This window comes from Longimicrobiales bacterium, from assembly GCA_029245345.1.
Classification (GTDB): domain Bacteria; phylum Gemmatimonadota; class Gemmatimonadetes; order Longimicrobiales; family Gaopeijiaceae; genus CALFPJ01.
In genome coordinates this window covers 524726-549512 of sequence record JAQWPM010000012.1, presented here as the reverse complement: position 1 = coordinate 549512, position 24787 = coordinate 524726, and the positions used below count along the sequence as shown (strand labels likewise).

Sequence of the window (24787 nt, the reverse complement as noted above, 5' to 3'; positions counted from 1 at the left end):
GCCAACCATTCCCTCGTTCTGAACAACTGTGAGGCTGCTTTGGCCAGCGTTCTCGAACAATTGAAAGCGATCCGCTCAGCCGGTGGCGAGCGGCGCACCGCCGGACTCTCCGACGATACCGTCTGCACGTTCTGCCAGGACGACGCGACCCTGGTCGATGCGGTAAACGCAGCGACTCAGGAATTCGAGCTGTTGAAGCAGGAATTTCCAGAACTCATAGGGAAGTCCGAGTCAGAGCAGATTGGAGAAATTCAGGGCAGCTTCGTGAACTTTTACGCGGACGACACGGTGAATCCGTATGTGTCGCTTGCGGCTCGTGGCCCATGGGTGATTACGACCAAGGGCGCGGTCGTGCACGACAACGGTGGATACGGGATGCTTGGCTTCGGGCACCTCCCCGATGCGGTCGTCGGCGCGATGAGTAAGCCACAGGTGATGGCCAACGTCATGACCGCCAATGCGTCTCAGTTGAGGCTAGCGAGGGCGCTCAGGAAAGAGATTGGCCATTCGCGTGATGGCGACTGTCCGTTCAGTGACTTCCTAGCCATGAACTCCGGGTCCGAGTCGGTCTCCGTGGCGTCCCGCATTTCGGACGTGAACGCGAAGCTCCTCACGGACGAGGGTGGCAAGCACTCAGGCAAGCGAGTCAAAAAGATTGCCCTCGAGGGTGGCTTCCATGGACGGACAGGGCGCCCCGCGCTGTTTTCCGACTCGTGCCGGGGAGCGTACGAGACACACCTCGCGACGTACCGCGATCGGGACGATCTCATCACCGTGCCGGTGAACGACTCGGACGCGATGCGAGCGGCCTTTACGAAGGCGGAGGAAGACGGTGTCTTCATTGAGGCGGTCTTCATGGAGCCCGTGATGGGTGAGGGTAATCCGGGGATCCGCATTACGCCGGACTTCTACGCGACGGCCCGTGCGCTCACGATGGCCAACGATGCCCTCCTGCTGGTCGACTCGATTCAGGCGGGGCTGCGTGCCACCGGAGACCTGTCGGTTGTCGACTACCCGGGTTTCGAAGAGCTCGATGTACCCGACATGGAGACGTATTCCAAAGCCCTTAATGCCGGACAGTATCCGCTCTCGGTGCTTGCCATGACGGAGCGTGCTTCAGGTCTCTATCGAACGGGCATCTACGGAAACACGATGACTGCGAATCCCCGGGCGATGGACGTTGGCGCCGCGGTTCTGGGCATGGTGACCGACGAGATCCGCACCAACATCGTCGAGCGTGGTCACGAGTTTGTCGAGAAGCTCAGGGCGTTGGCAGCAGAGTTGGACGGGCCGATCACCGGTGTGCAGGGGACCGGACTACTCTTCTCCTGCGAATTGGACCCCGCCTACAAGGCGTATGGCGCCGGGAGTTCGGAGGAGTTCATCCGTCTGCACGGCATCGGCGTAATCCACGGCGGTGAGAACTCACTCCGTTTTACGCCGCACTTCTTGGTTTCGTCCCAAGAGGTCGACCTGATTGTCGAGAACATCAAGAACGCGTTGGTGAACGGCCCTCGTAGCTGAGTGAGCGCGGCTTTTGTTCGCGAATTATGCAGTCGATCAGCCTGCGGTGAAGGGCACCCAATAGACGACGTCTTCCCAGCGTAGCTCGATGCGTCCGCCGTTCGCGTCATCGGGGATGACGCGGATCTAGAAGACCTCGACGTGCTCGTCCAACGAGTCACGCCGCATCGTGATTCCTGCCTGGTTTTCGGCCTCGTCGTAGCTCTGCCCACCCTGGCCTGTCCGACGGTTGATGATCAAGGTTCCGCCGTCCGCTTCGGGGAACGACGAGAGCGTGTAGAAGCCAACGGGGATGACCTCTCCGTCGATAGTGATGTCGCGGTCGAAGCCGAATTGAGTGGCTGAGTTCGCTCCGGTGCGCCACCACACGCCGTATGCGAGGAGGCCCACCGAAGACGTTTCGCCCTCGGCGCACAGGTGTGCCGTAGCCGCCGCTGAACTGAACGCCTGCAACGAAGTCCGTGACCTCGCCTCGCCCGGAAAGTTCACCCAGAGGACGATCACCGAAGGCCAACGCCACGGTGGCTTTGTCCAAGGCGTGGTACTCGACACGGGTCAGGTCGTAAGCCCGGGTCGAGCCCGTGCCGTCCAAGGAGAGAATGAGGCCCTCGGCATCGACCGACATCGTGGATAGGCCCCGACTCGGGTGCAGGAGGCCCCAACTGCCGTCCGTGTTTGCGATCAAACCGAAGCTTGATCCGCGGCCCGTGAAGGTGGAGACCGCGTCCTCAAAACCGCCTTGGGAGGCTTGCCACCAGAGTGCTGTTTCGGAGGGCTAGTGGAGCATGTCCACGAACGGTACCGAACCGGGTGCTGCGTCGAAGGCGTTGGATTGCTCCTGCCCGCGGCTCATCGTGACCCTGTTCGCTCCGTCTTCGCCGAGCACGAGCTCATCGGACCGGATCAGTTCGCCCGTGTTGTCACCGCAGGCGTAGGCCTTCCCGGTATACCCGGTGAGTTCTCCGGCCTGAGACATGGACAATGCGTATTCCCCGAAAGTCTTTCTGGCTCCCCGAATGAGCGCCTATGCCTTCACGGTGCCTTCATCGAATTCGATCCACTCGACGGCCAGGGTATCGTCACCCATTAGGGTCGTATAAGCGGCCTGTTCCGGGCCGTCCGTCGCGCCGTCGCCACATCCCATAGGCATTAGGGCGGCGACTGCCGCGAGCCCGTACTTCTTCATTTGCTGTCTCCTCGGGAAACGTGGTCAGGTATTCGTAAAGATCGACAGCTAGGGACTCTTGCTGGCCTTCGGGACTTTCTCGGGGGTTGAGATCCCGCTTCGGATTTTCTGAACGCCGTCTTCGCGGAGAATCTTCGTGCCTCCTGCGGCCTGGTGCGGTGCGCAGCTATCTGGTCGGAAGGCACGGTAGATCTCGCCTCCCAGCCGGGCGAGCTAGGTCCCGGTGGGACTCGATGATCTAGTGGCTGTGCTCGTGGGTGTGGTCGTGCCGCCCTTGGTGGAAGACCACATGCATGAGGGACCCGCTCACAAATGCTTGGTACAGCGTGACCCCAGCTCCGTGGTCCGTTCCCGAGAGCCCGGCCCCGAGTACATATCCGCCCAGGGTTGCTAGCACGACCGCAAAGACTCCGGTCGCGGCAAGACCCACCCCGTGACGTGGCCGAATTAGCCACCAAATAACCAATCCGACCGGGATTCGATGGAGAATGGTGGCGAGAGCGAACGGCACAGGGATGTCGCCGTCTCCAGGGCCGAAGGCGGCCCCTTCGAGGAGCGCGTGAAGCACCAGGCCAGAAAGACCAACCACGAGGGCGAGGTTGTCGGTGTGGGTCTCCAGCGCGCGGGACGCTCGCTCGAACACCGTCGGAACGAGGATACCCAGCCCCAACATGACGATAGGCACAAAGCTCTTTGTGTCCCAAGCATGGGGAAGTACCTGCCATGCGACGAGCACGGGGACGGCGACGTACACGAATCCGTCTACGAGTCGTACAGCGGAGGGGCGGTCGTGGAGCCAACCGTAGATGACAGGGCCGAGGATCGGCGCCGCAAGGGCGGCTACCAGATAGAGCATGGTGTTTGAGGCTTCGACTCTGTCCGACGCGATGAGGGTGTAGGAGGTGGGGAAGATGGGGTACTACCCTGGTGGCTGTACACCTCCGGGAACGCCGGCGCCTTTCAGGGGGATTACTTCGTCGCAACGTGCCTTGAACGAACGCGTAGGTGTCCGTTCGAGGGTCTTGGAAACGAACGGAGTGAGATCGAGTGAATATTCGTGCGTGGGTTCGACGTTTGTGGGTGCTTCTTTTCTTGGTTGCGGTTGCAGCATGTGCGGATGAGGAAGGTGCCCCGCAGGCCGCGACGGTCATCGTAGAGGCCGACTCGGCGGAGCCTCTCTTGTTGATCGTGTCGACGCGGTTCGAGGTCATCTCGAGTGGGGAGGTCGTCTTCCAGGACATCGACACGATCCCGATCACCGGAAATCACAGCGAGACGTTTCAGCTCAATTCAGCGGCGCGCTTCACTGCGATCCTCAAGAACGACTACGAGACGGTGGAAGGTGCGCGCCTCTCCGTGTTGATCGATGGCGGCCTCGAGTACGATGAGACGGCTTTGCTCGGGCAGGGCGGTTTCCTTCAGTATGTGTATCGCTTCCAGACGAACGGGATCTTTTAGCGGGTTACTCCCACTCGATGGTTCCCGGTGGCTTGGACGTGACGTCCAGTGCGAGCCCGCTGATTCCGTCCAGATCTAGGATCGCCGCGCACACCTCTCGGAGCAGGTCGGTAGGTAGCTGAACTGGAGTCGCGGTCATGGCTCGAGCCGAGTGGACGGGTCGCAAGATGATTGTTTCTCCGTCCGAGTCGCCAAGGGCCAGCGGGGCCAGGACCGTTGGGCACTGCCACACGTCGTTGTAAACACCGTGGTCCCGTAGCGCGTCCATGACGATTGCGTCCGCCTCGCGAAGGATGTCCAGACGGGCTCGGGTGACTCTCCCCTCCACCGCGCGGGCTTGGTTTGGGTGACCCTCGTCTACGTTCCAGACGCATCGGTTGATCCCGGGGACCTTGGCGGTGAGCGACGATACCGCTGCGATCAGCGTGTCCCATGGGACGTCTCCGCTGAGCAGGACAGGGTGTTCGTAGGCTCTCACGTCGGCCTTCACTCCGACGGAGCGGATGGGGAGTAGGCACGCCTGCAGCCCGTATGATTCCGCGATGGCTTCGGTCTGCGGAATGAGGTCTTCGAAGCCCTCGGTATCTTGGGTCCCGTCCGAGCAGAGAAGGCGGACGCCAAGGCCCGGGCCTGGGAATGGATGCCGCCAGAGTGCTTGATGTTCGATTCCCATCCGCTCACCCAGCTCGCGTACCTCGACCTTGTACAAGTCGGCCAGTGGTTCCACGACCTTCCCGGCTTGGATCATTTCCTCGATGATCGGGACACGGTTGTGATGCGTCTTGATCGTCTGCGCGCGCTTCGTTCCGCCCGTCTCAATCGTATCGGGATAGATCGTGCCCTGGCCCAGCAGGTGGTGTTCGATGCCGAGGCGCTCGGCTTCGTGCTGGAAGACCTTCACGAAGCTGTCGCCGATGATACGACGTTTGGCCTCGGGCTCGATGGCATCCGCGAGCGCTGCAAGGAACGTGTCGCTCGCATCGACGAAGTGGAGGTTCTGATCTAGGCCGATTTCGGTGAACATGCGGAGCACGCCAGCGCTCTCGTGGAGGCGCATCAGCCCGTTGTCGATATGCAGAAGGTGGAGTTTCTCTGGCCCAAGAGCCTGGCCGAGGAGCACTGCGGCCACCGTGGAGTCCACCCCGCCCGAGGCGAGCAAGAAGACCGAGCCGTCACCTACGTGTGCTCGCACGCGTTCGATCTCTTCGTCCAGGAATCCGTCCATGGACCAACTCACTTCACATTTGCAAATCTCGAACACGAAGTTGGCGATCATGTCGTCGCCATGGGTGGTGTCGTCCACTTCGGGGTGAAACTGGAAACCGTACCGCCGTAGCTTGTCCGACCCGATGGCGGCGTAGCGATGTTCGCTCGCAAGACCCGTGATGCTGTGACCGATCTCCTCGAAGTCCGGACCCACTGAAATCACCGAGTCGTAATGGCTCATGAACACCTGCTCGACGTCGTCCAACCCCTTGAAGAGTGGGTGTTGGGCGTCCAAGTGAAGTTCGGCCTTTCCCCACTCGCGCCCCCCGTGTTCCACTTCCCCGCCGTAGTGCTGTGCGATCTGCTGGTGGCCGAAGCAGAAGCCCAAGATGGGGACGTCGAGGTCGTAGATTTCCTTGGTGTACTCAGAATCTTCGCCGTGTGAAGCCAGGCTCGGGCTGCCCGAAATGACGATGCCCTGATAGTGCTGGAACACCTCGACCGGGTCTTCGGGCTGTCTGATCTCAGCTCGTACGCCGCGGCGCCGAATCTTGGTCGCGATGAGGTGAGCGTACTGACCACCAAAGTCGATGACGGCGATCGTGTCGTGCGCCAAGTCGGCTCCCGGGGGGAAGGGTGTAGTGTGCGACCGTTCAGCCGCTGCATGCGAGATGCGCCGAATCTTGTCGTTTCGTGACCTCAACGGAAGGTCCGGTAACTCGGGTTGACTTTGGACGAGGTGCGACTAGATTTAGGCAAGCCTAAATATTGTCCCACTCTTCTCGAAATCCTTCGCATGGTCGATCCGGCACTCGCGCTGGCTGTATTTGCACTCCTCATGGTCGCAGGAATCGTACTGTTCTGGCCACGTCGAGGCGTGGTGGCGCGCATTGTCGAGTATTCCCGACTGACGGACCGTGTGAGGCTCGAAGACGCGCTCAAGCATGTGTACATGTCCGAGCTGGCAGGGCGCGTCAGCACTCTCGAGAGCTTGGCGGGGCGCCTCGAGATTTCGACGGCCAGGGCCGCAGACCTCCTCACGCAGCTCACGGACGTCGGCATGGTGCAGGCTGGTCAGGACGGGCCTCAACTTTCTGACGCTGGCCGAGAGTCGTCGGTGCGGCTTGTCCGGACACACCGCCTTTGGGAGCGCTACCTCGCGGACCGGACCGGGATTCCGGCGGTGGATTGGCACGATGAGGCGGAGCGTATGGAGCACAGCCTGTCCAGCGAACAAGTCGAGACGCTGTCCTCCCGGCTCGGGCATCCTAGATGGGATCCGCACGGAGACCCGATTCCCACGGCGACCGGCCATATGCCGAAGTTGGTAGACTTAAGTCTGACGGGCGCGCCCGTGGGTCGCACCATCGAAATCGCGCACTTGGAGGACGAGCCGCGAGAGATCTACGACGCGTTACTCAACGAAGGACTCGCGCTTGGCGTGAGGCTGGATGTTGTGGGCCGTGATGATCGCGGAGTACTCGTACATGGTGCCGGGCGGGATTTCGCGGTTACGACGGTGCTTGCTCGGAATGTGAGCGTTCATGTCCTACCCGAGGGGTCCAGTGCCGACCAGGCGCTTGAAACCCTGGCGGACCTCAAGCCCGGCGAGGCGGGCAGCGTTCTAGGTCTGTCGTCAGCCTGCCGGGGGCCGCAGCGGCGGAGACTCCTGGACCTGGGGGTCGTACCGGGAACCATCGTGAGTGCCGAGATGTCGTCGGCCGCGGGAGACCCGGTCGCTTATCTGATTCGAGGCGCGCTTATCGCCTTACGAAGCGCACAAGCGAGCTGGGTCACTATTGAGCGAGTGGTAGACACTTCCGGGGTCGCGTCCTGATGAAGGGCTTCTCGGCAGACCCCTGTGGGTCGTGTGCGGAACACCGTGAGCAGAGCCTCGTTCGGCTCGGGTTGAGTCCCGAGAAGTGGGACTATCTCATTGCGTTGGCGGGGAACCCCAACGTCGGCAAGAGCACGGTCTTCAATCAGCTGACGGGACTTCGGCAACACACCGGCAATTGGCCTGGGAAGACTGTCGTCCGGGCAGAAGGCGTATTTGCTCATGAGAGCCACCGTGTAAAAGTGGTCGACCTCCCGGGGACGTATTCACTCCAAGCCGGGAGTGTGGATGAAGAAGTCGCACGTGATTTCGTTCTCTTCGGCAGACCCGATGTCACGCTCATCGTCGTCGATGCGACGCGGCTCGAGCGAAACCTCAACCTCGTCCTACAAATTCTGGAGATCACCGACAAAGTCGTCGTTTATCTCAACTTGATCGACGAAGCTCGCCGCCATGGGATCGCGGTCGACTCCAAGAAATTGGAGAAAGAACTCGGCGTCCCGGTGGTCCAGGGGATCGCTCGGGAGGGCGTTGGGATCGACGAGGTGATGGAGGCGGCTCATGAGGTTGCGAGTCGGAGCGCGGGTGCTGGAAGGCGAACAGTCGAGGCACACGCCCCCGAAGTCGAGGTGGCGATCGGCACACTGGCACCCGTAGTTGAAGAGCACTTCCGCAACGTGCCGAACGCTCGATGGGTCGCACTTCGGCTTCTGAACGCGGACGAGGCGGTCGAAGAAGCCGTCCGTTCGGGAGAGCTGGGGCACCTCACAGGTCAAGAAGTCGCTGAGATACCGATTCCGGAAGACGCCGGCCGACAGGCGGTTCTTGAGTTAGCTACTCGGTTGCGCTGGGACCTTCCTCCGGACTTTCACGACCTCGTGACGCAGCGTTCGTTTGAGGCTGCTCAAGAAATGGCTGGACGAGTGCAGTTGGGAGGTCTCAAGAAGGCCGGTTTCGTTTTCGATCGGAAGCTCGACGCCTGGCTGACGAGCAGGGTCTTCGGATTCCCACTCATGCTCCTGATCTTAGCGGCCGTCTTCTGGCTGACGATCGAGGGAGCGAACGTCCCGTCTCAGATGCTCGCGACGCTGCTCATCGACAACGGACATACCTGGCTCAAGGGCATTGCAGCCGCTCTGGCTCTGCCTTGGTGGTTAGACGGGTTCCTGCTAGACGGCGTATATCTCGCGACCGCATGGGTAATTAGCGTGATGCTTCCGCCCATGGCGATCTTTTTTCCGCTGTTCACATTGCTCGAGGACTTCGGGTATCTCCCGCGCGTTGCGTTTAATCTCGATTCGATGTTTCGGACCGCTGGGGCGCACGGGAAGCAGGCCCTTACGATGTGTATGGGTTTCGGCTGCAACGCGGCAGGCGTGGTCGCCACCCGAGTTATCGATTCTCCACGCGAACGACTGATCGCGATCATCACGAATAACTTCAGTCTCTGTAACGGGCGGTGGCCGACTCAGATCCTGATCGCCACGATCTTCATTGGTGCTTTGGCGCCTCAACTCGGTGGCGTGGTCAGTGCCATGGCTGTGGTGGGCATAGCACTGTTCGGCATCGTCATGATGTTCTTGTCATCTTGGTTGCTATCGCGGACAGTGCTGAGGGGCGAGGCGACCAGCTTCAGCCTCGAGCTTCCTCCGTATCGTCCGCCCCGGATCATGCAAACCCTCTACACGTCGATGATCGACCGCACGCTGATCGTTCTGTGGCGGGCCGTGATCTTCGCGATCCCCGCCGGAGCGGTGATCTGGCTGATCTCGAACATCAGTGTCGATGGCGCGAGCCTGGCTCAACATTCTGTGGAGTGGCTCGATCCTCTCGGACTTCTCCTCGGATTGAATGGCGTGATCTTGGTCGCCTATGTGGTTGCGATCCCGGCCAACGAGATCGTGATCCCGACGATCCTGATGCTCACCGTGCTCACGGGAGGCATCGCCGGTGGGGAGGGTGCAGGAGTCATGTTCGAATTGGACAGCGTCGGCGCGACGGGCGAATTATTGAGGGCCGGTGGGTGGACTTTGCTGACGGCTGTGAACGTCATGCTGTTCAGTCTGCTCCATAACCCATGCTCCACCACGATCTACACGATCTACAAAGAGACCCGGAGCGCGAAGTGGACCACGGTGGCCACACTCATGCCGGTCGCGATGGGTGTCACGGTGTGTTTCCTGGTAACCCAGGTGTGGCGGCTCCTGGCCTAACGGGGGTTGGCCGCCGCCCGCCGGGGTAAGGAATGTGGGCTCCAGGAGACCTGCTGCTTCGTGATCCTGTGCTGTATGTTTTGAGATGCCGTTCCCGCGGCTTGTTCTCCAGGATCCCATAGCGGAGTCGTTCTCCCATGCCCGATGTCGAAACTCTCATGACCCTGGCCACCTCAGTCACTGCGGCCTGGGTGCCGCGAGTTCTCGGTGCCCTCGCTGCGCTGATCTTCGGTTGGATATTCGCCGGGTGGGCCAAGCGCTTCACGCGGAAGGCACTCCAGGCCTCCCACCTCGACGATATCCTCATCCCGTTTATCGCGGGCATGATCCATGTCTCGATCATCGTCTTGGTCACCGTCGCCGCGATTGGCGTTCTCGGTGTAAGCACCGCTTCGTTCGTTGCCGTGCTCGGTGCTGCAGGGCTGGCCGTAGCCCTCGCTTTCCAGGGCACGTTTTCGAACTTCGCGGCCGGGGTGATGCTCCTGACGTTCCGACCCTTCAACGTGGGTGACTTCGTTCAGGTGGGTGGGACCTCTGGAACAGTCCGTGAGGTGGGGATCTTCACCTGTATGCTCACGACGGGGGACAATGTTCAGATCAGTGTTCCGAATGGGCAGATCTTCGGTTCGACCATCACAAACTTCTCAGCTAGCGAGACTCGTCGTATCGACCTTGTGATCGGGGTCAGCTACGACGACGACCTCGGGGTCGCGATACGCACCTGCATGGATGTGCTAGCCGCCGATTCGCGTGTGCTCGATGAACCTGAGTCGGTCGTCGCTGTTTCCGAACTGGCCGACTCGTCCGTGAATCTCGTCGTCCGTCCCTGGGTGAACGCCGAGGACTACTGGGCTACCCGCTGGGACCTGACGCGCGCCCTCAAGGAGAACCTCGAGGCAGCGGGTTGCAACTTGCCGTACCCGCAACGTGACGTGCACATGCACCAGCCGGGCTAAGAGCGTCCTTGCCCGGGTCGGTGGCTGCCGACCCGGGCCGGGCCTTTCGCGAATGCCCCGTCTGCCCGATCTTGTCCCTGACGCTGGTTGAGAATCGTTCTCAACACTATTCGGTTCAGAAAGACTATGCCAGAATCCCCACAACAAGCTGATAGCCTGCATTCTGCGGACGAGTACGTCAGTCTCATGGACGTCGAGATCACGACCCCTGTGGAACTCGTGAGTATCGACCTGACTCCTGAAGAGGCTGGGCCCCTACTCGATCGCGGGATCGTGCCAGGCTGTTTGTTGTGCCGCATCGGGCGTTCGCCCTTCGGTGATCCCGTGGTTTCTGCGGACGGTACCTGTTTCGCGCTCCGTAAAGAGACCGCTCGCTGCTTGAGGGTTCGTGCAGTGAGTGGGTCGAGCGCCTGACCCGAGGTCCTAGAGCGGTGACAAGCACGTGAAAGATGCCCGCGGTTTCGCGGATGCTCCGATAGCCCCACCGCCGCTCAGTGCCATCCCGCTCGTGGCGGTGATCGGTCCGCCCAACTGCGGTAAGACCACGCTGTTCAACCAACTTACGGGTTTGCGGCAGAAGGTCGCGAACTATCCGGGCGTCACGGTTGAGAAGCACTTCGGCGTCGTGGAACTCGCGGACGGACGTTGCCTCGACTTGGTGGATCTGCCAGGGGTGCATGGGCTGTCTGCTCGGACGCTCGACGAGAGGGTCACCGTCGACGTTCTGCAGGGCCGGGTGGAGGGCATGCGACCTCTCGACGCCATCGTCGTCATCGTCGACTCGACGAGTCTTGAGCACGACCTCATGCTCCTCGAGCCAGTTTCTGAATTCGGACTTCCGACGCTACTCGTCTTCAACATGGCGGACGAGTTCGACGCCCGTCGTGGGGCGCTGGATGTCGACACCTTGGCGAGTGAGATGGGTGTCGAGGTCTGTCGTACCAATGGGCGGACCGGTGAAGGCGTCGACATCGTTACCGACTACCTGAGCAAGGTAAAGATCCGGACGGGCGAGCTAGGACATCCTCTGATTGGAGCGGGCGCTCGACCAGGGAGAAGACTCCCAACGGTTGACGCCATGATCGCCCGAAGGGCCCAGATCGCTCGCGTCCTGAAAGCCTCGGACTATGTGCCTCCGGGCCCGTCGGCGTGGACGGCTCGGTTGGACGCGATCTTCCTCCACCGGTTCTTGGGGCCGGCCGCGTTTGTCTTGATGGCCGCCTTGGTGTTCCAGGCCATCTTCACGTGGGCCGTTCCGGGAATGGACCTCGTCGAGTTCTTGGTGAGCACGTCAGGCGAGTGGGTGGGAGGGATTCTCCCCGACACGTGGTTTCGCTCCCTCTTGATCGATGGTGTATGGGCCGGTGTAGGTGCGGTCGTGGTATTCCTGCCTCAGATCCTCGTGCTCTTCCTATTCTTGGGCATCCTCGAGGATTCGGGATATCTGGCGCGTGCAGCTGTGATCGCCGATCGGCTGATGTATCGCGTGGGCCTTCAGGGCCGGGCCTTTTTGCCGCTCCTTTCCGGCTACGCCTGTGCTGTGCCAGCGATTCTGGCTGCACGAGCGGTAGAAGACGAAAGGGATCGAATCACGACGATCTTTGTGACTCCGTTCATGACGTGCTCGGCCCGGCTCCCCGTATACGCGCTCTTGATCGCGGCGTTCATCCCTGCGGAGCCCGTTCTGCCCTTCTTGGGCTCTCGTGCTGTCGCGCTCTTGTCCCTCTATGCACTCGGGATCGTTGCTGCGATCGGGACCGCGTTTCTTCTTCGTAGAACGTTGTTGCGGGCCCCGCGCGCCTCTTTTGTGATGGAGCTTCCTCCGTATCGAGTGCCGACGCTCCGGTCACTGGGGGTTCGGCTATGGGATCGCTCCAACATCTTCCTGCAGAGGGCCGGACGCGTGATCATGGTCGTGACGGTGGTGCTGTGGGTGCTCACTCAGTTCCCACGCACGGATGGCGGGCCCCCGGACTTCGAGTCCAGCGCGCTCGCTTGGTCCGGAAAGCTGATCGAGCCAGCGATTGCGCCACTGGGCTTCGACTGGCGGATCGGCGTTGGACTCGTCTCTTCCCTAGCCGCACGGGAAGTGATCGTCGGAACGATGGGCATGATCTACAGTGTGGAGAACGCCGATGAAGCTTCGTTCGAGCTGCAAGCCGCGCTCCAAGAGCATTTGGATATGCCGGGGGCGATCGCCCTGTTGGTGTTCTTCACGTTTGCGCTTCAATGCGTGTCGACGATTGCGGTCATGCGCAGAGAGACGAACGGATGGAAATGGCCCATCTTACAATTCGTCTACATGCTCGGGCTCGCCTACGCGGGGGCATTCATCGCGTTCCGGGTCTTTTAGGCCGCCACCGAGTGCTCTTGTTGTTTCGTTCAGGGCGTGAATGCCTATCTTGATAAGAGGAACCGCGCGGGCCGTATTGCGACCCCGCTCATACCTCCTTTTCCATCCATGGAGAACCTGATGAGAAAGAGTATTCTCACCCTTGCTGTTGCTGCCTTCATCGCTCTTCCGGGCGTGGTGGCCGCGCAGGGCTTTGGCGTCGCGGGACGTGCCGGAACTCTGGGAATCGGTGCAGAAGGCGCCTTGGCCTTTGGTTCGTCGCTGGTAGTTCGTGGCGGTGTCGGCCTAATGCCCTTCGAGGTCGACCCAACGAGCTTCTGGGACGTCGGGGAAGGGGTTGAGGCGACCCTCACGCTGCCTGAGAGCTGGTACAACGTCGGACTCGACCTCTACTTGGGCAGCAGTTTCCGCATTGGTGGCGGAATGCTCTACAAGCCCGATGATCCGACCATCGCGGGGACGTTGACCGGTACGGCCTCGATCGACATTGGTGGCGTGACCTACACCGCCACTGAGGTCGCGCAAGTGACCGGAGCACTCGTGTCGAAGAAGACCGCTCCGTATGCGCTCATCGGCTTCGGAAAGCACACTTCGGCCGGCATTGGACTCTTTTTGGATCTTGGCGTCGCCATGCTGGGTGAGCCTGATGTGCAGTTGAATGCAACGTCCACGCTCACGGGTGCTGCGCTCGTCCAGTTGAACGATCAGTTGGACATTGAGGCGCAGAACCTGAAGAACGACGCCGGTACGTATCTGAAGTACTGGCCGATCATCAACCTTGGCCTGCGCATCGGGGTAGGGAACTAGCCCGACCCGATTCGTGACAGAAGGGAAACGTCCGTTCGGTCTTGGGGCCGAGCGGGCGTTTTGTTATCTGAGAGCGTCTTCGACGGCCTCTACGAGCCGCTTTATTTAGAACGGTCGGGCCGGCCCCGGCCGCAGGGGTGTCCGTCGTCTCGATGCTCCGACCCTATTCGGGTATGGCTTCGGGGGCAACGCGGGCCGGGTCTTTCCGCCACAGGCGATGCGCCATGATCGCGACTGATGTGAGGAACGCCGGTTCGATCATGAACTTGAAGCGAACGTTTTCGCCTAACTCCATGGCTGACGTGACGATGATCGTGTATCCGACGATCGCCGTGATGAAGAACAACACCCGATCATCAAGGATCGTTTCGCTTGCCTGCCGAATCCCTTTCGTGCGTCCGATGAATTGCCACGCATAGAGCAGCAGGAATGCAGGGAAGAGCAGGAAGTAGATCGACCCGAAATACCCACGTCCTAGCTTCGCCTCGATTCTTGCCGCAAGCGGACGCAACAAAAGCCATTGTTCTAAAGAGGCGTGCCACCTTATGCGATCGCGGTTCGCTGCGAGGTGGCTGAATCGTGACGTAGGGTCTGAGAAGTTTCCGTACGCGGTGAAGATATTGCGGAAGTACTGTCGTGGCGTGTGACGAATGAGCACGATGGCGCTTGATCGATACGCCTCGGAAATCGCGGGTTGGTTGACGTTCTGGAAGTCGTCCCGGGACAACGACTCTACGCTGCTGACATTGTCGAAGCCGATCCGTCGATACGCGGAGGGAGGTGTGAACGGAGGGAAGGTCACGACGTCGTGCAGCTCGCCGCCTTCGTAGAGTTCGTCTAGCAGGTCTTGGTCTTGGTTGAACAGTGCCACCCGCCAAAGACCGATGCCGTACCAGCTGCTAGTGCCGAAGAATCCGTGCTGGAGTTGGTTCTTTCCATACCATCCCAGCGGAGCCAGGAGTGCTAAGGACAGGACGATCACTTGCCGGCGCGTGACGCCCTTGAGCGTACCCCAAAAGGTGATCCCGAAGAGCAGGGGGAGTAGTGCGTGGTACACACTGCGGGTCATGGTCAGCACAGAAATGACGCAGATGAATGCGACCATGGCCCAGCGCGTGTTGTCCTCCTTGGACCGCGCCAAGAGTTGTGCCGCGAGCATGATGAGGAAGGCACAGGCGGTCGTGTAGAGCGCGTAGGCTTCGAGAAGGAAGAGCGCAGGGTGGAGCGCTAGAACCAGACCCACAGTGAGCGCGAGCCGGCGTGAGCCGGTGGCACGCGCCGTGATCCCAAGCCCCATCACGCAGATGCCTGCGCCCAGGCCGATGTGCAGACACTGCAGCATCACCATGTGCAGCGAGCCGAAGGTCTGTACCAGCACCGCACCGAGCGTATTCCAGAGTGGCGGCTGTGTGTGTAGGAACCAAATACTCTCCAACGCTCGATCCAGCAGCAGATCGGTGGGTAAGTTTTGAGAGAACCAACCCCACGTGTCCGGACCGAAGTCGTGGACGACGGACACACCTAGGACCAGCCAGTAGAACAGGGCCAAGAAGACGTGGACACCGGCTACGATGTAGCTGTCGCGTGTGATGCGGGCTGGGTCGGAGAGCATGGCTTAGACTAGCTCGCAGTGGGTGGGTGCGACATCGTTCGCGTGCGGGGTCAGTCTGTCACCAGGAGCTTGGCTTGAGTGGTATCACAGAGCATCGATTCATCGCTACTGAGTCTTCCGGCGAAGTCAGTGCGATCCTCACCCGACCGGACGACGCGACGGCGCTATATGTGTTTGGTCACGGTGCCGGAGCCGGCATGAGCCATGTCTTCATGGAGTCGGCTTCAAAGCTATTGGCGGATCAAGCGATCGCGACGTTCCGGTACAACTTCCCCTACATGGAAGCAGGACGGAGGCCCCCCAATCCCCGGCCGATTCTACTCAACACCGTTCGTTCGGCCGTGGCCGAGGCTGCCGTCCTCGCTCCTGACCTTCCGCTTCTTGCCGGGGGAAAGTCCATGGGCGGCCGGATGACGTCTCTGGCGGCTTCGATAGAGCCACTAGACCGGGTCGCCGGACTCGCCTTCTTTGGTTTCCCGCTCCACGCTTCAGGCCGAGACTCCACAGAGCGAGGGGCACATCTCTCGGACGTGGCTCTCCCCATGCTCTTTATGCAGGGGACTAGGGATAAACTCGCGAATCTTAATCTGCTTGGACCCTTGCTTCAGCAGGTGGTGCCGGCGCCGACGCTTCACATCGAAGATGGTGCGGATCACGGTTTTCATGTGCTCAAACGTTCTGGGCGCACGGATGAAGAGGTCGTCATGTCGTTGAGCGCCGCGCTCGCCGCCTGGGCGGCGGGGGTTGCCGGGCCCTAGCTCGCTCGCTCGTGCAACAGCGCACGGGCGCACTCGGGTGTCCTTGTTGTTGACCCTCGTTCGACAGGGCGGCATTCTGACCGTCCCCCCAGATGGTGGAGAACCCTCGCATGACCCCGCAAAACATCCGCCCGCACAGTCGGGCTCGACTGCTTTCGATTCCGCTCCTTCTCGCCGCGCTCGCATTGCCCGCTTTTGCGGACGGCGCTGCCGCTCAGATGGCCGCCGATGGTCCGACGATCGAGAGCACTTTCGCTGGACTCAGCTACAGGAATGTCGGGCCTTCCCGCGGTGGTCGGGCCACGGCGGTCGCCGGGCACCGGGACCATCCCTTCACGTTCTATATGGGCGCGACCGGTGGTGGAGTCTGGAAGACCGAGGACTATGGCAACACGTGGCGTCCGATCATGGATGGCGTCCTCGAAACGGGGTCGATCGGATCGATCCGCGTGGCGCCCTCGAACTCAAACGTCGTCTACGTCGGCACGGGTTCGGACGGAATCCGTTCCAACGTGATCATCGGGAAGGGCGCGTACCGCTCGAATGACGCAGGCCAGACTTGGGACAAGATCGGGCTCGAGGACATGGGCCAGATCGCTGCGATCGAGATCCACCCGACGAACCCGGACATCGCCTACGCGGCGGCGCTTGGGAACCCGTGGGCGAACAACCCGGACCGGGGCGTCTACCGCACGCGTGATGGGGGGCAGAACTGGGAGCAGGTGCTCTTCGCATCAGACTCCACGGGTGCCGTGGACCTCGAGTTGAACCCTGCCAACCCGAACGAGATCTATGCGGCGATGTGGCGGGTCACACGCCAGCCGTGGACGATCATCTCCGGTATGGAGCACTCGGACGAAGAGGATGGGATCTGGAAGTCCACCGATGGTGGTGACACGTGGCGCATGGTCAAAGAGGGCCTACCGACGGGACTGATCGGGAAGATCGATCTCGCGGTGACGGCTGCTGCGCCGAACACGGTGTACGCGCTCGTCGAGACGACGGACCCGAATGAGGGGCTGTACCGCTCCAACGACTTCGGTGAGACGTGGGAGATGGTGAGCAACCAGCGCGGCATCATGAACCGCCCTTTCTACTACACGAACGTGGACGTCGACCCGACGGATGTGGATCACGTCATTATCAACAACGAGGGTATGTACGAGTCCTTCGATGGTGGGCGGACGAACCAGCGGAAGAGTACGCCACACGGCGACAACCACGACGTCTGGATCAACCCGGACAACCCCGACATCTGGGTTCAGTCCAACGATGGTGGCGCCAACGTGACACTCGACGGCGGTACGACGTGGTCGACTCAGTCCAACCAGCCGACGGCGGAACTCTATGCAGTCGACGTGGATGATCGTTTCCCCTACTGGCTCTACGCGGGCCAGCAGGACAACTCGACGATCATGGTTCCGAGTGGGCCGCCCGAAGACGGTTCGGCCGGCGGCCATCAAGGGAACTGGAAGGCGATTGGAGGCTGCGAGACCGGCCCTGCCGTTCCGAAGCCGGGTGACCCCGACATCGTTTATTCGAACTGCAAGGGCCGCTTCGGCCGCTACAGCCACACTACGGGGCAGGAAAAGCAGTACTACGTCGGCTTCCAGAACCTGTATGGCGTAAACCCCGCTGAGCTGAACTACCGCTTCCAGCGCGTGGTGCCCATCGAGGTGTCTCCGCACAATTCGAGCACGGTCTACCACGGTTCGCAGTTCGTCCACAAGACGACCGACGAGGGTGTGACTTGGGAGCAGATCAGCCCGGACCTCACGGCGTTCCGGCCGGAGCGCCAGATGATCTCCGGTAGCCCCATCACGCGGGACATCACGGGTGAGGAGCACTACTCGGTCCTTTACGCGATCGAAGAGTCGCCAGTGCAGGCGGGTGTCATCTGGGCCGGTTCCAACGACGGCCTCGTGCAAGTCACGCGCGATGGCGGGCGGACCTGGAAAGACGTTACGCCGTCTGACATGGAGCCTGAGGGACGCATTCAGACGATCGATCCTTCCCCGCACGCTGCGGGCAAGGCGTACTTCGCTGCCTACAGGACGCTCCTTGGCGACCTGACGCCGTACATCTACAAGACCGAAGACTTCGGTGAGAGTTGGACGCTGCTTACGCCAGGCGACAACGGCATTCCGGCCGACTTCGCGACGCGCGTGATTCGCGAAGACCCGGTTCGTGAGGGCCTACTGTACGCGGGTACCGAGTTCGGCATGTTCGTCTCGCTGAACGACGGCATGAACTGGGAACGCTTCCAGTTCAACTTGCCGGTGACGCCGATTACGGATATCAAGCTGCATCAGGGCGACCTCGTCATGTCGACGATGGGGCGGGCGTTCTGGATCATGGATGACCTGTCGCCACTCCGTCAGGTCGACCAGGCGATGGCCTCAGACGGGCCCTTCCTGTTCCAGCCGGCAGATGCGCACCGTGTGCGCGGCGGCGGTCGGGGTGGATTCGGTGGTGGGACGCCCGATCAGCCTCAGTATGCAGCCAATGGCCCGGTCATCGACTACGGCCTGCCGGCCGAGGCGTCTTCCGTGCAGTTGGAGATCGCGAACAGCGCCGGTGAAGTCCTGAGGACCTATCAGTCCGGCGGAGCCGGTGTCCGCACCCAACAGGCGCAGGAGATGCGCGGTCCCTTCCAGAGGGCCACGGGTGGTCCCACGCTCGCGGCGACCCAGGGTGTCCATCGCTTTACCTGGGACATGACGGTCCCGGGTCCGAACGGTTCACAGCGCGGTGGGCCGATGGTCGTTCCGGGTACGTACCAAGCTCGCCTGACGGTGGACGGTCAGACCACGACGCGTGACTTCGAACTCCTCATGGATCCGCGCGTCGAGGCTGACGGCGTGACCATGGCGGACCTACAGGCACAGTTCGATCTGGGCCTCGAGGTCATTGCCGCGATCGAGGATGCGGGTACGACGATCCAGACCGTGAACGGCGCCATCGAGCGTGCCGCGGACGGGAGTGATATCGAGACCCAACTCCAGGAAATCGAATCCGCTTTGGTTACGGATCGGACGATCACGAGCTACCCGACGCCGATGCTGGCGGACCAGCTCTCCTACCTGTACGGCAACACGCAGCGGGCGGATCAGAAGCCTGCAGCGGACATGGAGGAGAGGCTCGTTGAGTTGGTACAGGAGTTGGAGGTGCACAAGGCGCTTCTCGAGCGCTTGATGCGGTCCATTACGGACCGGTAGGCGTTCCCTCTAACCTTCCCTGCGCAATCGAAGGCGGCGTCACCGGAAACGGTGGCGCCGCCTTCTGTTTGTGGGTTCCTGCGCGAAGCCGGTACTACTTAGGTGAGGTCGCCAAACGTCGAGACGACGTCGTGCGTTAAGACGGTATCCATCTCTGCGCACACGCGCTCCGCGTCGGCTCTTGAGAACGTCATCGGGGGTTTGATCTTGATGACGTTGTGGTCGCGGCCGTCCGTGCTGAGGAGAATTCCCCGGAGCTTCATCTGCGCCACCACGTATGCAGCCACCCGTGGAGCCGGCTCGAGCACCTCTCTCCTGTGCACGAATTCGATGCCGAGGAAGAGCCCTCGGCCACGGACATCGCCAACGACGGGGTGCGAGGCCGCCAAGGCTCCGAGACCTGCCTTGAGGCTTTGTCCGACTTCGGCCGCGTTGGCTTGAAGCCCGTCGTTCTTGAGCGCATCGAGTACGCCCAGACCGATGGCGCACGACACGGGGTTTCCGCCGAAGCTGCTGAAGTACTCCATCCCGTTATCGAATGACGACGCGATCTCGGGAGTCGTCACGACAGCCCCGAGCGGGTGCCCGTTCCCCATGGGTTTTCCGAGTGTGACGATATCCGGAACGACACCGTGGGATTCGAAGCCCCACATGTGGGACCCCATCCTTCCGAACCCGATCTGGACCTCGTCCGCAATACACAAGGCTCCCGCGGTGCGGGCGTGGGCATACGCGGCTGCAAAATAACCTTCGGGCGGCTCGACTTGGCCACCGCAGGAGAGAATCGCTTCGGCAAGAAAGGCGGAGGCTCCGGCCCCGCGTTCAACCAGTGTGGAGAAGGCTGCTTCGACGTGGCCTGCGAACCGAGTCGCCCGCGCCGGGTCGTCCTTGCGGTACAGCCCTCGAAAATCATCCGGCAGGGGAGCGGTCACGACCCAATCCGGTGCACCCTTCCCTCCCGGACTCGAGTGCTTGTAGTGACTCACATCGACCAGCGCTTGGGTATTCCCGTGATAGCCACCCTCGATGCTCACCACACCAGTCGATCCGGTATGCGCTCTCGCCATGCGCAGCGCGAGTTCGTTCGCCTCGCTTCCCGAGTTCACGAAGAAGCAGACGGACAACGGATCCGGCAGCGTCGCCGACAGTCGCGTCGCATACTCGACTACGTGTTCGTGGAGGTAGCGTGTGTTCGTGTTCAGGACCGCCATCTGCGCCTGACCCGCCCGAACGACTCCAGCATGTTCGTGCCCGACATGCGCGATGTTGTTCACACAATCGAGGTACTCGCGGCCCATGACGTCGTAGAGGTACGTACCGCGCCCGCGAACGATGTGGATCGGGTCGTCGTAGGAAAGGCTAAGGCTGGCCCCGAGCACCTCGTGCCGTCGAGCGTCTACTCCGACCGGTGGGTGGAAGGTCGTTTCGCCAGGCAGCCGCAGAATCAGATTAGGATCGGGCGATATCGACGCCCAGACGTCCATCTCGCGCGGAAGGGCGACACCGGGGAACTCACCGTCGAATCCCAACAGGTCGGTCATGATCTGGAAGTGCAGGTGGGGCGGCCACCCTCCGTTTTCAGGATAGGGGCCGATGCGCGCAATGGTCTGCCCGGCCTCGACTGGGTCGCCGGCCGCGAGGTTGCCGACCGAAGTGCGCTGAAGGTGGCCGTACAGCGTCCAGAATGGACCGTCCGGGCTGTCGTGCTCCAAGATGACAGTGGGGCCGTAGTCGAGCCGATCCGAATTGTCGCGGACGCTCTTCACTCGGCCCCCAAGTGGGGCATGAACCACCGCGCCTGGCTCACTGAACAGGTCGATACCTAGGTGAATCGTTCGCCGTTCTCGGGGATCGCCCTCTCGTCCAGCAAAGGCCGGTGTGAGGTAGAACGCCCTAGGCTCGAGAAAGCGGCCGATGCCTAGCGTGATTCCCTTCGCTCGCATGCCTCGGAAGACACGGTCTGTGAAGTCTGCGGTGTCGTCCGTATCCCGTCCGTTGAGGTCGTAACTCGCCACACTGAGGTCGAGGACGCCGATCTCGCTCTGGTCTTCAGGGAGGTCCATCACCTGATGGAACGACTGCGTCTTCAGCCATGTGACGAGGCCAGGGCTACGCTTGCTCGCCGCCAGGCCACAGGCCTCGCGGAGCACGCCTGTGGCGACCACATCCGACACGGCATCGAGGGCCCGCAGCATGTCCCAAGCGGGTTGTTCGGAGACTAAGTGATAATCGTCGGACTCACCCGATTTGCGCCGCCAGGCCGCTATGCACACGCTCTGCCCTAGCCGTGCCCGAACTAGGGCCATGGTGACGTCCAGCTCTTGTTCGAGCAGCTGGTGCTGTGCGTTGAAGCCTCTGGTGATGGCTGCAGCCGCGGCAAGCGGGTCGTCCGTCCCGAGAATGGCGTAGGCGATCGTGATTGCGAGATCAAAGACCCTAGGCGCGGAATGTGCGTCGCCGAGATCAATGATCCCAGTGACGCGGCGGGTGCCGTGGCCAGCCTCGGAAACGAGAACGTTGTGGTCGTTCACGTCGCCGTGGATGACCTGCGAGCCCAGGCCAAAGAAATCAAGCTCTTTGGCCTTGAAGAGAGCGAACGCTCGTTCAATGAGCAGCTGCTGTTCACCTTCCAGCAGGTCGAGCCCTTTCTGCATCACCTCGCCTGCGTTCCCTAGGGCCCAGTCGAAGTCGACTCGGTGAGGCGGGTGGTCCGGTACTGCGCCCAGCGCGCTGTCGAGGTCAGCAACGCGACCTCCGAGGTCTTCGAGCAAATCGAGCGAGCGGGGACGCACCTCAGCGAGCAGATCTCCCGTCAGGAACTCCACGACGCGGATGCGATGGACTGTCCCCTTAGCATCCGTGTGCTGGACCATCAGTTTGCCGTTCGAAGCTGGCACGACACCCGGGACGAGGCCGTCTGTTTCCCGACTCAGCAGCGCGATCATGTCGGTTTCGAACTCGAGAATCGGCTGCGGCTCTTCGGGCGAACTGACCTTTACTACGTAACGTGACCCGTCCGAGTCCGTCAGCAAAAAGTTGCAGTCCCGCTCGCCGGGAAGCGGTGAGAGCGTACCACCCAGTCCGTAGTGCTCGTTCACAGCAGCGAGCGCTTCGGCGGCGTCGAGATCGGGACGGTTCTGGATACGGATCATATAGTGCTAACGTGAGGAGCGCAGGTCAGGCCAGGCAAGCGATACGATAACCGAAGTCGCCTCACCTGAGGCCCTCCGTGCGGAGCGCAGCGCCGACTTGTTCGCCGTTCAGCTCAGTCCGTGCGCAACGCCTCAGTCGGGTCGACACGGGTCGCCCACCATGCCGGCAATGTCTCTGCCAAGCCGGCGATCGCGAGAAGGGCAATCGCAACGCACACGTAGATCGATGGTTCACGAGGAGACACTTGGAACAACATCGGCTCCACGAAATAGCCAAGCCCCAGGGAAGCCAGCAACCCGATGCCGATCCCATAGCAGCTGCTTGTAATGCGCATCCTGGACCTCGGCATGCGCCAACGCCTCCGCGAGGAGCCGCTCACGGGCCTCGGGAGTGCTGATGATCTCAACGATTTCGTCCGGGCCCTCTTCGGACGTGGGGTCCAGGTCTACTATTGGCACTCAGACTCGTTGGACAGGGGACACAAGCGCGACGGAGCCATAATAAGCCCGGGAGACCCCCGTGCTGTCATTCGCTCCTTTGGATTGACCGTCCTACGGCCTGAAGGCCTCGGTGAGTTGAGGCCCTGGACACCCGAATATGCGCCGCAGGCGAAAAGTGGCCTGCCCACGCTCTTCGAATGAGCACTTATGTGTTTTAGTCGCGTACCAACTTCCGGTACTTTATGCGGTGCGGTTGGATCGCGTCGGCACCTAGGCGAGCCCTCCGGTCGTCTTCGTACTCCGAGTGGTTCCCCTCGAACCAGGTCACCTTGGAATCGCCTTCGAATGCGAGGATGTGCGTCGCGACACGATCCAGGAACCAACGATCGTGAGAGATCACGAGGACACAGCCTGCGAAGTCCAGAATGGCGTTTTCGAGCGCCATCAGGGTGTCGACGTCTAGATCGTTTGTCGGCTCATCGAGAAGCATCACGTTGCCACCTTCTTTGAGCAGCTTCGCCAAGTGCAGGCGATTCCGTTCACCACCGGACAGCACACCGACCTTCTTCTGTTGGTCGGCGCCTCGGAAGTTGAACCAGGACAGATAGGCTCGAGAATTCACCTCAGCTCGGCCGAAGTAGAGAATGTCTGCGCCCTGACTGACTTCTTCGAAGACGGTCTTGTCTGGGTCTAGAGCATCTCTCGACTGGTCGACATAGGCCAGCTCAACGGTCTGGCCCAGCTCCATCGCCCCGGCATCCGGCTGTTCCTGGCCCACGATCATTCGGAATAGTGTGGTCTTACCCGCACCGTTCGCTCCGATGATTCCGACGATGGCTCCAGCCGGCACATCGAACGAGAGCTTGTCGACGAGCAGTGTGTCGCCGAATGCCTTTGTCACGGCATCTGCGGTGATCACCGTCTTCCCCAGCCGAGGCCCTTTCGGGATCAGAATTTCCGCAGTCTTCACCTGCTCGCGTTCGTCGGCACTCAGCAAATCCTCATATGCGCTGACACGCGCCTTGCCCTTTGCATGGCGGGCTTTCGGCGACATCCGAATCCAGTCCAACTCCCGGCCCAGCGTCCTCTGACGAGCCGACTCCTGCTTCTCTTCGATTCGGAGGCGCTCCTGTTTCTGCTCCAGCCACGACGTGTAGTTGCCTTCCCACGGAATGCCTTGTCCACGGTCGAGTTCCAGAATCCACTGCGCCACGTTGTCCAAGAAGTACCGATCGTGGGTGATGGCGACGATGGTGCCGGAGAATGCAGCGAGATGGTGCTCGAGCCACGCCACCGACTCGGCGTCCAGATGGTTTGTGGGCTCGTCCAGCAGAAGCATGTCAGGCTGCTCGAGAAGAACTCGGCAGAGAGCCACGCGCCTGATCTCACCTCCAGAGAGGGTCGTGACGTCTGCATCGCCCGGCGGCAGCCGAAGCGCGTCCATGGCGATCTCGACATGCCGATCCAGCTCCCAAGCCCCTGCAGCATCGATCCGGTCCTGCAGTTTGGCCTGTTCGTCGATGAGAGCTGTCATCTCATCGTCGGTCATGTCTTCGCCGAACTTCAGGTTCACCTCCTCGAAGCGCTTGAGGAGGTTCCGCGTCTCCGCCACGGCCAAGTCCACGTTGCCACGCACATCGAGACTCGCGTCGAGTTCGGGCTCTTGGGAGAGGTAGCCGATCCTCGTGCCCTTCGCAGCCCACGCTTCGCCCAGGAAATCGGTGTCCAGTCCGGCCATGATGCGCAGGAGTGAGCTCTTACCTGATCCGTTCGGCCCCACGACGCCGATCTTTGCGCCGGGGTAGAAGGACAAGTTGATGTTCTTGAGGATCTCCCGCTTCGGTGGGACGATCTTCGAGAGGCGGTGCATGTGGTATATGAATTGCGGTCCGGACATGGTCGAAAAATCGTTCAGATGTGGGCACTAGGGATGTTTCCCCGGGGGCCGAGAATCTAACCCTGAGGCTCCTAGTGGGTGAGCCCGTTCTCTCCGGTCTCATGCCGCCCCCAGGGATGCCTCGACCCGAGCGTTCAGTTCACCCTGGAGTGTGCGGCGACTCCATCGT

General features: G+C 61.4%; 20 protein-coding genes. 11 read left to right on the top strand and 9 right to left on the bottom strand.

The window, feature by feature from the left end; genetic code table 11:
• Window positions 1–39 precede the first annotated feature (39 nt).
• Complete coding sequence (locus P8L30_05485; protein MDG2239634.1) at window positions 40–1524, top strand: aminotransferase class III-fold pyridoxal phosphate-dependent enzyme; 1485 nt, start codon at window positions 40–42, stop codon at window positions 1522–1524.
• A gap of 126 nt (window positions 1525–1650) precedes the next feature.
• Here the strand turns inward: P8L30_05485 and P8L30_05480 are convergent, their stop codons facing one another.
• The 4 genes from P8L30_05480 to P8L30_05465 all read right to left on the bottom strand — a co-directional run bounded on the left by P8L30_05480 (window position 1651) and on the right by P8L30_05465 (window position 3566).
• Window positions 1651–2028: a DUF2911 domain-containing protein gene (locus tag P8L30_05480; GenBank protein MDG2239633.1), complete on the bottom strand. Its 378-nt coding sequence runs from the start codon at window positions 2026–2028 to the stop codon at window positions 1651–1653.
• Window positions 2029–2299: 271 nt separating this feature from the next.
• Complete coding sequence (locus tag P8L30_05475) at window positions 2300–2500, bottom strand: hypothetical protein (protein MDG2239632.1); 201 nt, start codon at window positions 2498–2500, stop codon at window positions 2300–2302.
• Between the two features lie 48 nt (window positions 2501–2548).
• Window positions 2549–2710, bottom strand: coding sequence for a hypothetical protein (locus tag P8L30_05470; protein MDG2239631.1), 162 nt, complete (start codon window positions 2708–2710; stop codon window positions 2549–2551).
• Window positions 2711–2948: 238 nt separating this feature from the next.
• Window positions 2949–3566 carry a hypothetical protein gene (locus P8L30_05465; protein ID MDG2239630.1) on the bottom strand — a complete coding sequence of 206 codons (618 nt, stop codon included), beginning with the start codon at window positions 3564–3566 and terminating at the stop codon, window positions 2949–2951.
• A 191-nt stretch (window positions 3567–3757) separates the two neighbouring features.
• Here P8L30_05465 and P8L30_05460 point away from each other — a divergent pair, with 191 nt between their 5' ends.
• The gene (locus tag P8L30_05460; protein MDG2239629.1) at window positions 3758–4168 is read left to right on the top strand and encodes a hypothetical protein; all 411 of its coding nucleotides are present in this window, start codon (window positions 3758–3760) and stop codon (window positions 4166–4168) included.
• A gap of 4 nt (window positions 4169–4172) precedes the next feature.
• On the opposite strand, the gene guaA is transcribed toward P8L30_05460, so the two are convergent.
• The gene (gene guaA / locus P8L30_05455; protein MDG2239628.1) at window positions 4173–5990 is read right to left on the bottom strand and encodes a glutamine-hydrolyzing GMP synthase; all 1818 of its coding nucleotides are present in this window, start codon (window positions 5988–5990) and stop codon (window positions 4173–4175) included.
• Window positions 5991–6170: 180 nt separating this feature from the next.
• Here guaA and P8L30_05450 point away from each other — a divergent pair, with 180 nt between their 5' ends.
• The 6 genes from P8L30_05450 (at window position 6171) to P8L30_05425 (ending at window position 13540) form a co-directional block, all read left to right on the top strand.
• Window positions 6171–7211 (top strand): iron dependent repressor, metal binding and dimerization domain protein, encoded by a 1041-nt coding sequence (locus tag P8L30_05450; protein ID MDG2239627.1) that lies wholly within the window; start codon window positions 6171–6173, stop codon window positions 7209–7211.
• On the top strand, window positions 7211–9424 hold the full coding sequence (gene feoB, locus P8L30_05445) for a ferrous iron transport protein B (GenBank protein MDG2239626.1): 2214 nt from the start codon (window positions 7211–7213) through the stop codon (window positions 9422–9424). Before P8L30_05450 ends, feoB (P8L30_05445) begins: the two co-directional genes overlap by 1 nt.
• A 137-nt stretch (window positions 9425–9561) precedes the next feature.
• Window positions 9562–10380 (top strand): mechanosensitive ion channel, encoded by an 819-nt coding sequence (locus tag P8L30_05440; GenBank protein ID MDG2239625.1) that lies wholly within the window; start codon window positions 9562–9564, stop codon window positions 10378–10380.
• A 126-nt stretch (window positions 10381–10506) separates the two neighbouring features.
• Complete coding sequence (locus tag P8L30_05435) at window positions 10507–10794, top strand: FeoA family protein (GenBank protein ID MDG2239624.1); 288 nt, start codon at window positions 10507–10509, stop codon at window positions 10792–10794.
• 28 nt (window positions 10795–10822) lie between these two features.
• Window positions 10823–12733, top strand: coding sequence for a ferrous iron transport protein B (gene feoB, locus P8L30_05430; protein MDG2239623.1), 1911 nt, complete (start codon window positions 10823–10825; stop codon window positions 12731–12733).
• 120 nt (window positions 12734–12853) lie between these two features.
• The gene (locus tag P8L30_05425; GenBank protein ID MDG2239622.1) at window positions 12854–13540 is read left to right on the top strand and encodes a hypothetical protein; all 687 of its coding nucleotides are present in this window, start codon (window positions 12854–12856) and stop codon (window positions 13538–13540) included.
• Window positions 13541–13703: 163 nt separating this feature from the next.
• On the opposite strand, the gene P8L30_05420 is transcribed toward P8L30_05425, so the two are convergent.
• The gene (locus P8L30_05420) at window positions 13704–15152 is read right to left on the bottom strand and encodes a hypothetical protein (protein MDG2239621.1); all 1449 of its coding nucleotides are present in this window, start codon (window positions 15150–15152) and stop codon (window positions 13704–13706) included.
• 74 nt (window positions 15153–15226) lie between these two features.
• On the opposite strand from P8L30_05420, the gene P8L30_05415 reads away from it, so the two are divergent.
• Both P8L30_05415 and P8L30_05410 read left to right on the top strand, forming a co-directional pair.
• Window positions 15227–15910 (top strand): hypothetical protein, encoded by a 684-nt coding sequence (locus P8L30_05415; GenBank protein MDG2239620.1) that lies wholly within the window; start codon window positions 15227–15229, stop codon window positions 15908–15910.
• Between the two features lie 110 nt (window positions 15911–16020).
• Window positions 16021–19128, top strand: coding sequence for a hypothetical protein (locus P8L30_05410; protein ID MDG2239619.1), 3108 nt, complete (start codon window positions 16021–16023; stop codon window positions 19126–19128).
• A 98-nt stretch (window positions 19129–19226) separates the two neighbouring features.
• On the opposite strand, the gene P8L30_05405 is transcribed toward P8L30_05410, so the two are convergent.
• Both P8L30_05405 and P8L30_05400 read right to left on the bottom strand, forming a co-directional pair.
• Entirely contained in the window at window positions 19227–22280 is a 3054-nt protein-coding gene (locus P8L30_05405) for an aminotransferase class III-fold pyridoxal phosphate-dependent enzyme (protein MDG2239618.1), read from the bottom strand.
• Between the two features lie 113 nt (window positions 22281–22393).
• A complete protein-coding gene (locus P8L30_05400) occupies window positions 22394–22615 on the bottom strand; it encodes a hypothetical protein (protein ID MDG2239617.1) in 222 nt (73 codons plus the stop codon).
• A gap of 13 nt (window positions 22616–22628) precedes the next feature.
• Between P8L30_05400 and P8L30_05395 the strand changes: the two genes are divergently transcribed.
• Window positions 22629–22922, top strand: a complete 294-nt coding sequence (locus P8L30_05395) for a hypothetical protein (GenBank protein ID MDG2239616.1) — start codon at window positions 22629–22631, stop codon at window positions 22920–22922.
• A 13-nt stretch (window positions 22923–22935) separates the two neighbouring features.
• Here the strand turns inward: P8L30_05395 and ettA are convergent, their stop codons facing one another.
• A complete protein-coding gene (gene ettA, locus P8L30_05390; GenBank protein ID MDG2239615.1) occupies window positions 22936–24618 on the bottom strand; it encodes an energy-dependent translational throttle protein EttA in 1683 nt (560 codons plus the stop codon).
• Window positions 24619–24787: the final 169 nt, after the last annotated feature.

Coding starts and splice junctions, on each gene's coding strand:
- P8L30_05420 (MDG2239621.1), bottom strand. CDS start 15,152: ATGCTCTCCGACCCAGCCCGCATCACACGCGACAGCTACATCGTAGCC.
- ettA (MDG2239615.1), bottom strand. CDS start 24,618: ATGTCCGGACCGCAATTCATATACCACATGCACCGCCTCTCGAAGATC.
- P8L30_05465 (MDG2239630.1), bottom strand. CDS start 3,566: ATGCTCTATCTGGTAGCCGCCCTTGCGGCGCCGATCCTCGGCCCTGTC.
- P8L30_05405 (MDG2239618.1), bottom strand. CDS start 22,280: ATGATCCGTATCCAGAACCGTCCCGATCTCGACGCCGCCGAAGCGCTC.
- P8L30_05395 (MDG2239616.1), top strand. CDS start 22,629: ATGCGCCAACGCCTCCGCGAGGAGCCGCTCACGGGCCTCGGGAGTGCT.
- P8L30_05450 (MDG2239627.1), top strand. CDS start 6,171: ATGGTCGATCCGGCACTCGCGCTGGCTGTATTTGCACTCCTCATGGTC.
- P8L30_05425 (MDG2239622.1), top strand. CDS start 12,854: ATGAGAAAGAGTATTCTCACCCTTGCTGTTGCTGCCTTCATCGCTCTT.
- P8L30_05410 (MDG2239619.1), top strand. CDS start 16,021: ATGACCCCGCAAAACATCCGCCCGCACAGTCGGGCTCGACTGCTTTCG.
- P8L30_05440 (MDG2239625.1), top strand. CDS start 9,562: ATGCCCGATGTCGAAACTCTCATGACCCTGGCCACCTCAGTCACTGCG.
- P8L30_05475 (MDG2239632.1), bottom strand. CDS start 2,500: ATGTCTCAGGCCGGAGAACTCACCGGGTATACCGGGAAGGCCTACGCC.
- feoB (MDG2239626.1), top strand. CDS start 7,211: ATGAAGGGCTTCTCGGCAGACCCCTGTGGGTCGTGTGCGGAACACCGT.
- P8L30_05470 (MDG2239631.1), bottom strand. CDS start 2,710: ATGAAGAAGTACGGGCTCGCGGCAGTCGCCGCCCTAATGCCTATGGGA.
- P8L30_05435 (MDG2239624.1), top strand. CDS start 10,507: ATGCCAGAATCCCCACAACAAGCTGATAGCCTGCATTCTGCGGACGAG.
- P8L30_05400 (MDG2239617.1), bottom strand. CDS start 22,615: ATGCGCATTACAAGCAGCTGCTATGGGATCGGCATCGGGTTGCTGGCT.